This window comes from Dysgonomonas gadei ATCC BAA-286 (assembly GCF_000213555.1).
GTDB lineage: Bacteria > Bacteroidota > Bacteroidia > Bacteroidales > Dysgonomonadaceae > Dysgonomonas > Dysgonomonas gadei.
Window position 1 is genome coordinate 105,294 of the sequence record NZ_GL891988.1, and the last position, 13,675, is coordinate 118,968.

Below are 13,675 nucleotides of genomic sequence, written 5' to 3' on the forward strand. Positions count from 1 at the left end.
ATTCAGTAAAGGAAATGAAGAAATCACTTCATTTCCTTTACTTCATTTATAAAGATCAAAAAAACTAAAATAGAGATGAAAAAAACTTATTTGTTATTGGCCATTAGTTTGCTATTATCCAGCATAGTATGCGGGCAAAGCATTGTGAAGCCATCAATTAATACGAAGACAACTTTTGCAATAATAATTGATAGTAAAAGCTATGCAGAAGCTAAAAAAGAAGTAGACGAATATAAGAAGATCATCGAGAATGATGGATTAGGTACATATATAATATCTCATACATGGACCAAGCCTGATGAGATACGCGAGATATTAATCAAACTATATAATGATAAAGAAGCACCACTGGAGGGTACTGTTCTCGTTGGGGATATTCCAATTCCGATGCTACGCGATGCCCAGCATTTAACCTCAGCATTCAAAATGGACCAGAAACGAAACTGGCAACAGTCAAGCGTGCCTTCTGACAGGTTTTACGATGATTTTGGTTTAAAATTCGATTATCTAAAACAAGACTCGATAAAATCTTTATACTTTTATTACTCACTTCGGCCAGACTCGGAACAAGTCCTTTCTTCTAATATTTATTCAGCACGAATAAGACCTCTTGAAAACGGTAAAACGGATAAATACAGCCAGCTGCGAGCCTATCTGCAAAAAGTAGTAGATATACGTTCTTCTGAAAAAAGTAATATTATCGATAATCTGACTGTAGCACGAGGACATGGATACAACTCAGAGTCGAGAGTAGCATGGTCGGGAGAACAACTTGCGTTAAAGGAGCAATTTCCTAATTTATTTGCTGCAAATAATTTTGTGAAATTTATGGAGTTCGATTCTTATTGGCCAATGAAAGCTTATTGGCTGAACGAGGTCCAACGCCCTGATTTGGATGTAATGCTATTCCATCATCATGGATCGAATGATTATCAGTATATAAACGGATATAAAGAGGGAAGCGATGTAAATACATCTAAAGAAAACATAAAGCTGTATCTACGAAGTAAAATCTCCGGTGCTGTAAAAAAAGGAAAGGATAAAGAAGAGACAATTGAGTATTATATGAAATCGTTAGATGTTCCCAGGTCTTGGTGCGAGGAGGCATTTGATCCGGCCATACTTGCCCAGGACTCCATATTGAATGATTCTCTGGATATTCTGGTAAGGGACATTTACACAATAACACCTAATGCGCGTTTTGTGATGTTTGATGCCTGCTACAACGGGTCGTTCTATGAAGATGAATACATTGCCGGCGCATATTTATTTAATAGTGGTAAAACCATCGTTACACAAGGAAATACAGTTAATACTATTCAGGATAAATGGCCTGATGAATTTTTGGGCTTACTAAACAGTGGTATTCGCATCGGATTATGGGGGAAATATGTCCATTTTCTTGAAACGCATATCATCGGAGATCCAACGTATCATTTTGCGAAGAATCTGAATTCGAATATCAATATTAATGAAGCGCTTACAATTCATAAGAATGATATCGCATACTGGAAGGAAGCATTATCGGAAGCAGATGCAGATATAAAAACAATAGCGCTACGTGTACTTTTTGATAACGATTATAAAAACATCTCAGATCTGTTGAAACAGACCTATTTCCAATCTCAGGATATGGTTATAAGACTTGAAGCCTTACAGTTATTGTCGAGAATGGATAATGATGATTTCATTGAGGTTTTAGCTGCAGCCATGTCAGACAGCTACGAACTAACCCGCCGCTATGCAGCAGAATATATTGTAAAGAACGGATCGGAAAAGCTAATTTCATCTCTTGCGAAGGCTATATTGAACGATAATACCTCAAAACGTATAAACTTTAAAATCTCATCGGGGCTAAGAATGGTCAATCTCGAGAAACTGAAAGCAGAATTAGAATTACAAGCTGCAGGAAGACCATTTTACAGCAGTGATATGCTGGACAAAACGCTGAAAGAGATAGAATCTGTTCAGAAAAGTAAGGATAGTAGCCTTTCATTGATTACCAACACGGAGGAAAAGGCGAAGAACAGAATATTTGATATAACAAGATTCCGTAACCAGCCCGCATCGGATGGTATAGATACGTTATTGTCAATTGCTGCTGATACTGCGAACGAAAAGGCAATCCGTTCTGTAACGATAGAAGCGCTGGGATGGTTCAACTATTCATATAGAAAAGGATATCTTATTGAAAAGTTAAACGAAATTTTGTCTATTGAAAAAGACAGCGATTTAATCAATGAAACAACTAAAAGTATAAACAGACTAAAATCTAAATAAAAATGAAATATATCACAATATCTTTATTGACATTGCTTATTGTCATATTTGTAGGATGTAGTTCACAAAGAGTAAAGCCATCTGCAAATATAGTTTTCGATTCTTACGAGCAACATTTTATAGATTCAGTCTTACAGATTGGTCTTGACAATGAGGCTTTGTTTACATTGTTAGGAGATCTAAAGCCAATGAGCTCGTTAGTTACATTCAATTATCCGATAGCGAATAATGATAGTACAAAGGTTTCAAGTTCTAAAATATTGGACAGATCTATTCATGGGAAATATCTGGATCGGTTGTACGCGATTGTGAAAGCTATAAACAAATCGAGCATTCCTGATCTTCAATTAGTGCTTATTCCATATCAAACCCCTCAAAAGAAAAACAGAATCTTACAATTAAGTGTTGTTAGAAAAAGTTCGCTGGACAGCTTATTGAAAGCTAAAGAAGAATTTTTTGGCCAGTTTGGATTAGTACCGGGGACCGATCCTAATGTAGTTGTCAGTACAATTGAATGTAGTGATAAATTTGAGAGGTGGAGAGGATACGGCTATCTTTTTGGCTATCCCGATTATGCTGTAGACTTCTTTATTAATGCATTTTTGGAAACTGAATCCACTGGTAAATTTGTGGAAAGAAACGCATTCAGAATACCTACATATTCTATGCCCGAAATGGGGAATTTTGTCTATACTTATCCCAAAGAACACACTCCTACAGCAGAAGTAGATTCGGCTATTTACTATAAAGGTGTGCATATTCTGGATAATTATAGGACATTGCGTAATAAATATATGAATGCAGACAGCACTGTACAATCTTACAAATTACTTCAGGATTTTTATAGATCATCAAAATAAATAGAAGTTTGATTTTTGATGAGCAAAGAAAAGATAACTAAGATCAGTGCTTATACTGGCATATCGATTGTTGTTGCGAATATGATTGGAACCGGGGCTTTCACAAGTCTCGGGTTTCAACTCGAAAGTATCACAAATACAGCCTCAATTATTACCCTATGGATACTTGGCGGCATATTGGCATTATGTGGAGCATTTAGCTATGCCGAGGTTGGAACTTTCTTTAAGAAATCGGGAGGTGAGTATACCTTTCTTTCCGGAATATATCATCCCGTAATAGGATATTTGTCCGGGTGGATATCGTTAACTGTAGGTTTTGCTGCTCCCATAGCATTGTCAGCTTTAGCTTTTACTGAATATTTTCCTGTCAAAACCGGGTATCCCCAAATAATCTGTATTGCTCTCATTGCAATAATAACATTAATACATAGTCGTAATCTGAATTCAAGTTCTAAGTTTCAGAATATAACTACTTTTTTTAAAGTATTCTTAATTCTGGTTATTATACTGGTAGGAGTAATAGTCCCAACCGAACCTAATAATGCAATTAGTTTTGAATCGTCATATGTGAATGAAATTACATCAGCGACATTTGCTGTTTCATTTATATATGTTACTTATTCTTATTCAGGGTGGAATGCTGCTGCATATATAACTGAAGAATTTAAAACCCCTCAAAGATCTCTACCTATTGCATTGATTGGAGGAACTTTAATTGTTACAATCTTATATACGTTGCTACAGATTACTTTCCTTAGTCATGTGCCCTTATCAGAATTAGTGGGGAAATTGAATATTGGAACCATTACCAGTGAATATATGCTAGGACCCGGATTTGCGAAAATATTCAGCACCGGAATTTCACTTTTGCTTATTTCCGGTATTAGTGCTATGGTATGGGTTGGCCCCAGAGTTACAGCAAGTATATCTGAAAGACATCATCTATGGCGGTATTTTAAAAATAACTCAAAAGGAATTCCTGTAAAAGCGCTATGGTTGCAGTTCACTATTAGTTCTATATTAATTATTACCGGAACATTTAATCAAATAATGATTTATTGCGGTATATTGCTCACCTTCTCTTCTTTATTGGTTATTGTGGGAGTGTTTATCTTAAGATATCGGAATAGAGGGAAGGTTATAGAAGGCTATAAGAGTCCATTTTTCCCTTTTTTTCAAATTATATTTGCAATAGTGGCTATCTGGATGATTGTATTCGCTTTCCTTAATAACACTTATGAGAGCTTAGCCGGATTAATAAATGTTATATTGGGATTGGCAACTTATTTTATTAAACCTAAGAAATGCCCGAATAAAATATAATCGGGAGTTCCTCCTAATAGTATTGTCGGATTGTAAGATTATGAGTTATAAAAAAGGAGGCCCAATACATTTGTATTGGGCCTCCTTCTGATATTGAAAAAATAATCTTATTCGAATACTCTGGTCTGTGAAATAGTCAAAGCCCAGGGTGCAACTGTAATCTGTACATTCAATGATGAAGGAGCTTCGGAACTGAATGGATTACTTGTACCTAAACCTTTTACTACAGTCTTGATGTTATATGTATTGTTTCGTTTTACATATTGGTGGCTGTTAGAACCTCCGCCTGATACAGAAGAGTTAGTTCCTTCCAGGTTTATAATTACAGGGAAGTATGTGTAGCCGTTAGCATCGACACGTCCGGGTACATTATTGATGTATTTGTTGCTTTGTTTAACTTTAGTTCTCAATACGATCATTGTAGGGTATATCTTACTTTCTACCGGCTGATTTTCGTAAAGATAGAAATATGTGTTATTATTCGACGCCGTTGAAGTTAAGAAGTTTTCAGCACCGGATAATATTGTGCTTGTTGAAGGATATAAGTCCCCGTTTCCTGAAAATCCCTGATAATAATCAACAGGTAAAGATGAAAGAGAAGGGCTGGTAACATTGGAGTTACGCACAGCATTCAGGATGAAAGCAGTTGGCTCTTCGAAAGTATATTCGGAACTTTGCCATTGCATATCTTCTATTTTTACTCTTGCAGCTAATCTGCTAAGGACAAATGTATGAGGCTCCAGAGAAGTACCATCGGACGGATTTGTAGAGTAACCTAAATAATTTTTACCCGGAACAACGGAGATTTCAGTCACATCTGTCGACATTGTCAGTTGGCCGTTTTCTTTTTCATTTTTAAGATCCGATGTTATTTTTTGCAGTTCGCTAAGAGTTTTTACAGATGATACATCTCCTGCGTAGTTAGCCAGGACGAATACTTTCTTAGACCCACTTGTTACAGCGATGTTGTCCAGCTTTGTTATACTGTTGTTTTGGCTTGTAAGGCTTTTTAGAGCTTCGAGTGTCCCGTCGGCATTAAAAACAAACGCATCTAATTTGAGCACTTTATCTTCCTGAGTAGGATTGCCTGAAGCTTTGGTTTGTGATGTTCCTGAAATTTGTAAACTTATGCTTGCTTTTTGTCCTGCTACTACAACAGGCGCATCGCTTTCTTCTATTTTATCGCATGACACAGAGAGAAGTGCAATAATAATTGCAAATAGAAATAGTTTTTTTGAATTCATTTTGAATAGGTTTAATAGATACTTTTTTGATTTTCCTTGTGAGTTTTGAGACAATGACTTTCCTGAGATGAATGGCCGGTTCTTCTCTGCTCCTTTTTTAACGGATTCGGAAAATATTCTCTTTTATAATTTGTAAAGAGGGTTACAGTTTGTCCGCAAAAATCAATGTGCTTATACTTACATTACAGCACAAAAGTAATGCGAATACTTATGCCACATAATAAGAAAAAGGGACAAAATATCTATTAAAAGGGACAAAGATAGAAACGTCTATTTGCTTAGTAATTTAGCCTTTAAGTTATGTTTGTCGCAAAACTGAAGAAGCTCTGCCATATTAGAGAAGTGGAATTCAGACAGGATAGTATCTATCGATACGGTTTGATGAGCCAGATAATATTCCAGCCCTTTTACTTTCTGAAGTACAATCCATTTATGAGGGGTGGTCCCGAATTCGGATTTAAATTTTCTCGTAAATGTTTTGGTAGTCATAAAGCAGTTCTCAGCCAGGCTTTTTACCGTGCTGTTATGTGTGTAATTAGTTAGTACACCTATCCTGAAATGATTCTGGCTAAGTAGTACTGGAGAGAAGAAAGCAGCAAGAGTCTGCTTGTCATATAATGTGCGCATCAGGAAGACAAACTCTTTTTTCTTGATATCATATACATATTTTGAGAATATCTTATTTCGTCTGTAATAGATAATTCCCGATAAGAAATAACGTAAGGTCTTTTTTATGAGTAATTTATTTAATTCTATAGGATCGGGGGCATATAGTGACACTATCTGATTCAGTAAAACCTGGTCGATAAACGGGAGAAGGTTGTCTGATTTTAACTCGATATATATGGTACTTTCTTTAGTGACACTTTTGTATGGACCGAATACTTTGGATATAAAAAACATACTGTTGTCATCGAATAACTTATGCTCAGAATCGTCTTTCTGAACCAGTATCTTGCCTTTCATCACAAAGATGATACTGTTTTCGCCGGGTATGCCTATTGTGAATTCTTTTTCATTATCTATATAATGTACCTTAAATGAATCATCTTTTTCTAAAGGTAAAATATAGTTTTGTTGAGTATTCTCATATTCGGTCAAGGCTTTTTCTAGATTAGGAGTTGGTATGGTCATATATGTAATTTGAACGTATTTACTTCTTTAACAATCGATAAATATGGAATGTTCTGGTTCAGGATTAGGTTCCTTGGCTATTTTTATCTTATTTGTGATCTGGCAGATTGCTTGTGTTCTGATTATCAGTTGTATATATTTTTGGAGGGAGTTTCGTTTTAGAATGTCTGCCATCCTTTATTCCTCTAATTTTGATACAGAATTTCTTTTTATCCTGGTAAGAGAATGTATACTAGAAAAAACAAAATCATCCGTATTCTTAATTTAAGAATACGGATGATTATCTAAATCGTATAATTTTATTGTCAGCTTTTTCTTATATCCGTGATATACTTAATATACATTCCTCGAGGCTCAATAAATCTTGCTCTCCGGTCACCATATTTTTAAGTGTTATTTTACCTTCGTTCATTTCGTTTTCCCCGATAATGGCTACATAAGGGATTTTATTGGAATCAGCGTATGACATTTGTTTTTTCATTTTAGACTGCTCCGGATAAATTTCGGTAGATATATTTGCCTGACGCATTTTGGTGATTAGAGGTAATATATAAGTTTCCTCCTTTTCTCCGAAGTTAACAAAAAGTACCTGTGTATTCTGGATTGAATCTTTCGGATACAAATCCAATTGGTTCAATACATCGAAGATACGGTCTGCTCCGAAAGAGAAACCCACCCCGGATACACCGGGCAAACCGAATATTCCGGTCAGGTTATCGTAACGTCCTCCGCCTGTGATGCTTCCCATTTGTACATCCAGCGCTTTTACTTCAATGATCGCTCCTGTATAATAGTTTAATCCGCGGGCAAGGGTTAAATCCAAATCCAGTTCGGAGCGAATGCCTATAATTTTTAGTCTGTTGAGAATAAAGCCTAGTTCATCAACACCCTTTATTCCTGTATCAGAGTCTTTAAGTACTGTTTTTAGTGTATCGAGCTTTTCCCCATTACTGCCCTGTAGCAAGATAATCGGCTGAAGCTGCTCAATAGCTTTCTGAGGAATACCCTTCGAAGCCAGTTCTTCATTTACCTTTTGCAGACCGATTTTGTCCAGTTTATCTATGGCAACTGTAATATCTGTGATCTTATCCGACTCACCTATAATTTCGGCTATGCCCGACAGTATTTTGCGGTTGTTCAGCTTTATGCATACCCTGATACCAAAGCGGTTGAATACTTCATCTATAATTTGTATCAGCTCCACTTCATTGATAAGCGAATCAGAACCGATAATGTCGGCATCGCACTGGAAAAATTCGCGATAGCGTCCTTTTTGCGGCCGGTCGGCGCGCCATACAGGCTGTATCTGATAACGCCTGAAAGGAAAAGTTATCTCGTTGCGGTGCATCACCACATAGCGGGCAAAGGGTACGGTGAGGTCGTAACGAAGTCCTTTCTCACTCAGTCTGGTTGCAAGACGGTTTACGTTTCTTTCCGACAGTTCTTCATCAGAAATATCTTTCAGGTAATCGCCTGAGTTCAGTATCTTAAACAGTAGTTTGTCGCCCTCTTCTCCATATTTGCCCAGTAATGTAGACAGGTTCTCCATGGCCGGGGTTTCTATCTGACGGAAACCATACAGTTTAAACACTTCACGGATGGTATTGAAGATATAGTTGCGTTTTGCCATTTCTTCCGGCGAAAAATCTCTTGTTCCTTTCGGGATAGACGGTTGTGACATAGTTTTACTGTTGATATGCATTATATTATTAAGTTGCAAAGATAGGATTTTTTTAGTAATCAGTCATGCATCAGGATAAGCGGGATTTTGTTTTTTCAAAAGAAGTTTATCTATACAATAAGCTGTTAGCCAAAAGTTCTTTGAAGTGTTGGATTTAGTATTTAAAATTTAATGTTTAAGAATTCAATAATTAAAATGCGTAAAAGTTGTCACCTTTGTTACTTTTTATATAGTGTTCTTTGTGTAAATCTTTGTGCCCCTTGTGGTAAAGAGTTTTCAACTACTAACTACACGAAGGGAATCACAAAGGGCACAAAGGCTGAAAAGACTGTTACTTTTGTTACCTTTTTTTGAAAGTTACAAGTTACTAGAAAGGCATTGTTAACTGATAACTGACGCAAGTGTTACCTTTTTTACTATTGAATGTCGATTTAGGATTTTTTTTTGTCAATCATTGTCCGGTAATATTCTACTTGTTAATCTATGTTTAATTAATGGGGCTAAATCTTTCCGTAAAGCATATTCGTTATATTTTTGCATATAGGTAGCAGACAACTGCACAATATCCTTAGACAAGAAATAGAATGAACATCAAATATATAACAGCACTGGCTGTATCATTTACAGTTCTTTGCTCATTCGGACCAGTCACCGAAAATAAAAAAAAGACCCCGACACTCTACAAAACAGCCGACCCTGTAAAGATGAACAGATGGGTAGACTCTGTATATAATCAAATGTCGACGGAGGAGCGTATAGGGCAATTGTTTATGCCTGTCGTAGCAGGCGATAATACAGATGCTAACAAAAGAAGGATGCTTTCATTGGTGAACGACCAACATGTAGGAGGTATCCTCTTTTCGAAAGGTACTCCCGTCAATCAGGCGGAACTGACCAATCAGGCACAAGGTAGCGCGAAAGTCCCTCTTATGATTTCTCTCGACGGAGAATGGGGATTATCCATGCGCTTGTCCAATACAATCCGTTTTCCCCGGAATATGATGCTGGGCGCAATACAAAACGATTCCCTGCTTTACTATTACGGGTTGGAGGTTGCCCGCCAGTGCAGATTGATGGGAATTCATGTGAATTTTGCTCCGGCTATGGATGTAAACAGTAATCCGGCAAACCCGGTTATAGGCAATCGCTCGTTTGGGGAAGATCCGGGCAATGTGTCCAAACTTGGAGTGATGTATGCAAAAGGATTGGAGGCGGGAGGAGTAATGGCCGTAGCGAAACACTTTCCCGGGCATGGTGATACATCTACTGATTCGCACAAAGTACTGCCCTTGATAACACATGACAAGGATCGGTTGGAAGATGTAGAATTTAAGCCGTTCAGGGAGTATATACAAAACGGCCTTTCGGGAATGATGATCGCTCATCTGAATATTCCGGCGTTGGACGATAAAAAACAGCCGAGTTCTTTGTCAGAATCAATAGTTACCGGCCTGCTTCAGGAGGAACTCGGTTTCTCCGGACTTATATTTACCGACGGGTTACAGATGAAAGGGGTTTCCGGCGAAGAAAATTACTGTGTAAGGGCATTGCAGGCAGGAAATGATATATTAGTAGGGCCGCTGAACCCGGTAAAGGATTATGAATCCGTAAAAAAAGCCGTGGAAGATAAAGTCCTCAGCGAAGACTTAATAGCTGTCAAGTGTAAAAAGATTCTGGCTTATAAATATATTTTAGGTGTGAAAGATACCAGACCTATAGATACAAACGGACTGATACAACATTTGAATACATCCCATGGCGAATGGATCAACCGGGAGTTGCACAAGGGTGCTGTAACATTATTGAAAGATGATCAGAAGATCATCCCCCTGAAAGAACTGGATAAGCGAAAGATTGTGGCTGTTTCGATCGGGGAACGGGCGGATAATACTTTTCATAATACATTGAAGTTATATGCGGATGTAACTTGTTTTAGTGTAGCCAATGGTGACGAGTTATTAAAGTTGAAAGATAAATTAGCACCGTTCAATACGATTATTGTTTCTGTTTATAATAACAGGGGGAACGCGAATACTGCGATTCAGTCTGTTGGCCAGGGAAAAGAGACAATTATGGCATTCTTTATTGTTCCCTACCGTATGTCTTCTTATGCTGCGTCTGCCAAAGCTGCCGATGGGGTTATCCTTGCCTATGAAAACTCTGATCTGGCGCAGGATTATGCCGCTCAGGCGATATTTGGCGGGAATAAGGTCGATGGTAAAATACCTGTAACGGTAAAAGGGCTGTTTAAAGAAGGAAAGGGTATCGATATAAAAAAGACCAGGCTTAGCTATGATATGCCTGAAGCTGCCGGGATCTCTTCCGGGCGGTTTAGCAAAATAGATACAATAGTACAGGAAGGGATAAAGGCGCAGGCTTACCCCGGTTGTCAGGTATTGATCGCCAAAGACGGTATCGTGGTATATAACCGCTCGTTCGGTTCGTTCGAATATAACGGAAACCGTAAAGTGACAAATGATGATATTTACGATTTGGCATCTATGACCAAGGCTACTGCTACAGTGCCCGCTATTATGAAGCTGTATGACGAATCGAAGATAAAACTGAGTACGCCGGTCAGCACCTATGTGCCTGTGTTGAAGGGGACGGATAAGTCACAGATAACCATTCGTCAGGCGTTGTTGCATGAGACAGGTCTTACATCTTTCATTCCGTACTATATGGATGCCATTGATAAATCGAGCTATGACGGGAAGCTGTTTAACCGGAACCGCACGAGCCTTTATTCTGCATTATTCGATTCCAATACATGGGCGCGTACAGATTATAAATATAAATCTAATTTAGTATCCACAACCGAAAAAGCAGGTTATGTCCCTCTGGCTGACGGATTGTTTGTAAATAAGGCTTATAACGATACGATTATAGCGGCTATAGCTAGTTCTAAGTTAAGGCCGAGGAAAACCTATTTGTATAGCTGCCTCAATTTTATGTTATTGAAAGAAGTGGTGGAAAAAGTGTCGAAGGAAGATTTGAATTCTTTTGTACAGGATAATTTCTTTAGCAAACTGGGATCTGTTACATCGACTTATACCCCTCTCAAGAAGTTTGATAAGAGCCGTATTGTACCTACCGAACAGGATGATTTTCTTCGTAAGCAGTTAATTCAGGGATATGTACATGACGAAGGAGCTGCTTTTATGGGTGGTATTTCAGGAAATGCAGGGCTGTTTTCCAATGCGAATGATTTGGCTAAGTTATATCAGATGTGGCTTAATAAAGGAGAATATGGAGGAGAAGAATATTTGTCGGAAAAAACCTGGCAGCTATTCACCAAAACGAAAAGCGCGACCTCACGCCGGGGATTAGGCTTTGATAAACCGGAAATGCGAACTAATAAGTCCGGCCCTACATCGGCAAGTGCGCCTGCAAGTGTGTATGGTCATACAGGATTCACAGGAACTTGCTTCTGGATAGACCCAGATAATGATTTAATTTTCATATTTTTGTCTAACAGAATAAACGACAAGCGTACACATAAGCAGCTTATGAGCATGAATATCCGCGAACGCATACAGGAGGAAATGTACAGGGCAACAAGAAAAGGTGGAGGTTTGTCTGAACTGACAGAATCAACTAATATAAATACTAATACTAATATCGACACTGATGACGACGACCAGACTGACGCTGAATGATGAGGTAAAACCTTTTTTCGAAACCGATGATAAAGAAATATGGGACTTAATTATTGAAAATAGAATTGATGATCTATTAACCGCCTTACCCCGTGAAGAGGACAATATATTGGACACGATAATAAAAGAACTGTTGTCGACAGGCAAAAGTGAGACATTCGAAACATATGACTTTATAAAGATAGAGGAAGGAAACAATGCACTTTTCAGGGATTTGGTACGTTTGGTGTTTTCCTTGGATATAAACGGGAATTTCGAAGAAGTCCGTCTTGGATTGGTTGACAGAATGTTTGATGTAATACCCGTTATGGTTGAGCAGATTCAGAAAGAGTCGGCCGGATACCCAATGAGAAGGGTCGATGAAACTATTTTGGTAGAAGGGTCTACGTTGCGGGCTGCGCTAATGAGTTTTGTTTACTATTATCGCCTGAAAGATGATACGGAAGCCTTACATTTTGTAATCGTAATGCGTTCTAAAATCACACTGGCCATTATGAGCAACTATAAGAATGTGCTGGGGCATGACATGATCGAATCGGCACAAATAAAGGAAAAGGTAGGAGAACGGGACGCGGCTCTGAGTTTCTATAATCTGGTGAAGGAGAATCTTAAAGGAGAATTACACTGGTTTGTAGAAAGTCCCGAAATGGGAGCGAATGAAGACGATACTGTTATGTTACGGGCTTTACGGGAAGCATATGCCTCTATCGACAGATTGAAAGATACATCTGAGTTTGAGAGAGTATGTGCGGTTATAGATGAGGTGTTAAGCCGGGAATATGAGGAATTTGATTTCGATGATGACGAAGAGGAGGATGACGAATAGGATAATATATTTCCTTTTATTTCTTTGCCCGCTATGGCTTTCTGTACAAGGGCAAAGGAGTGTTTCTGTTCTCGAAAGATATTTACAGGCAAAGGAACTTGTAAATATTCACACATTGGATACTTCAATCCGTGCAGACCTGAAGTATGCGACACCAGATAACTTTACCAAAACAATTCTTTACGATACCTTGTTTAATGTATATATGCATCCCGTTGCGGCAGCCAAATTGGTTAAAGCACAGAAGTATCTGAAGACGCTTTATCCCGGTTTAAGTCTATTGGTTTATGATGCCGTCCGCCCATTGAGCGTACAGAAGAAAATGTACAAAGTAGTACAAAATACGAAGTATGCTGCTTATGTGGCGAATCCCGCCCGCACAGGATTGCATAACTACGGTATGGCCGTAGACCTGACTATCTGTGACAAAAATGGCAAACCACTGGATATGGGAACTCCTTTCGACTTTTTCGGGCGTGCTGCCGGAATAAACAAGGAGGCCGAGTTGATAGAGCAGGGGGTATTAACCATGCAGCAGGTAGCAAACAGAAAATTGCTGCGCAAGGTAATGACACAAGCGGGTTTTCTGGCTATCAGGGGCGAGTGGTGGCATTTCAATGCCGTATCGCTGACGGAAGCTAAGCAATTGTACAACGTAATAGAATAGC

At 38.3% G+C, this 13,675-nt stretch carries 9 protein-coding genes; 6 read left to right on the forward strand and 3 right to left on the reverse strand.

Annotated features, from left to right (window positions below; all coding sequences use genetic code 11):
* Positions 1–75 precede the first annotated feature (75 nt).
* Genes HMPREF9455_RS16915 through HMPREF9455_RS16925 form a run of 3 tightly spaced genes read left to right on the forward strand, consistent with a single transcriptional unit; the run spans position 76 to position 4,463 of the window.
* The gene (locus HMPREF9455_RS16915; protein ID WP_006800959.1) at positions 76–2,280 is read left to right on the forward strand and encodes a HEAT repeat domain-containing protein; all 2,205 of its coding nucleotides are present in this window, start codon (positions 76–78) and stop codon (positions 2,278–2,280) included.
* Positions 2,281–2,282: 2 nt separating this feature from the next.
* Entirely contained in the window at positions 2,283–3,140 is an 858-nt protein-coding gene (locus HMPREF9455_RS16920) for a hypothetical protein (protein ID WP_006800960.1), read from the forward strand.
* Between the two features lie 18 nt (positions 3,141–3,158).
* Entirely contained in the window at positions 3,159–4,463 is a 1,305-nt protein-coding gene (locus tag HMPREF9455_RS16925; RefSeq protein WP_006800961.1) for an APC family permease, read from the forward strand.
* Between the two features lie 107 nt (positions 4,464–4,570).
* On the opposite strand, the gene HMPREF9455_RS16930 is transcribed toward HMPREF9455_RS16925, so the two are convergent.
* The 3 genes from HMPREF9455_RS16930 to hisS all read right to left on the reverse strand — a co-directional run bounded on the left by HMPREF9455_RS16930 (position 4,571) and on the right by hisS (position 8,522).
* Positions 4,571–5,707, reverse strand: a complete 1,137-nt coding sequence (locus HMPREF9455_RS16930; RefSeq protein ID WP_006800962.1) for a fimbrial protein — start codon at positions 5,705–5,707, stop codon at positions 4,571–4,573.
* 270 nt (positions 5,708–5,977) lie between these two features.
* Positions 5,978–6,841 (reverse strand): helix-turn-helix domain-containing protein, encoded by an 864-nt coding sequence (locus HMPREF9455_RS16935; protein WP_006800963.1) that lies wholly within the window; start codon positions 6,839–6,841, stop codon positions 5,978–5,980.
* 316 nt (positions 6,842–7,157) lie between these two features.
* On the reverse strand, positions 7,158–8,522 hold the full coding sequence (hisS, locus tag HMPREF9455_RS16940; RefSeq protein ID WP_044216633.1) for a histidine--tRNA ligase: 1,365 nt from the start codon (positions 8,520–8,522) through the stop codon (positions 7,158–7,160).
* Positions 8,523–9,106: 584 nt separating this feature from the next.
* Between hisS and HMPREF9455_RS16945 the strand changes: the two genes are divergently transcribed.
* Genes HMPREF9455_RS16945 through HMPREF9455_RS16955 form a run of 3 tightly spaced genes read left to right on the forward strand, consistent with a single transcriptional unit; the run spans position 9,107 to position 13,674 of the window.
* Entirely contained in the window at positions 9,107–12,181 is a 3,075-nt protein-coding gene (locus tag HMPREF9455_RS16945) for a serine hydrolase domain-containing protein (protein ID WP_006800966.1), read from the forward strand.
* Positions 12,153–13,007, forward strand: a complete 855-nt coding sequence (locus HMPREF9455_RS16950; RefSeq protein WP_006800967.1) for a hypothetical protein — start codon at positions 12,153–12,155, stop codon at positions 13,005–13,007. The genes HMPREF9455_RS16945 and HMPREF9455_RS16950 overlap by 29 nt, the downstream gene beginning before the upstream one ends.
* Entirely contained in the window at positions 12,997–13,674 is a 678-nt protein-coding gene (locus HMPREF9455_RS16955) for a M15 family metallopeptidase (protein WP_044216616.1), read from the forward strand. Before HMPREF9455_RS16950 ends, HMPREF9455_RS16955 begins: the two co-directional genes overlap by 11 nt.
* Position 13,675: the final 1 nt, after the last annotated feature.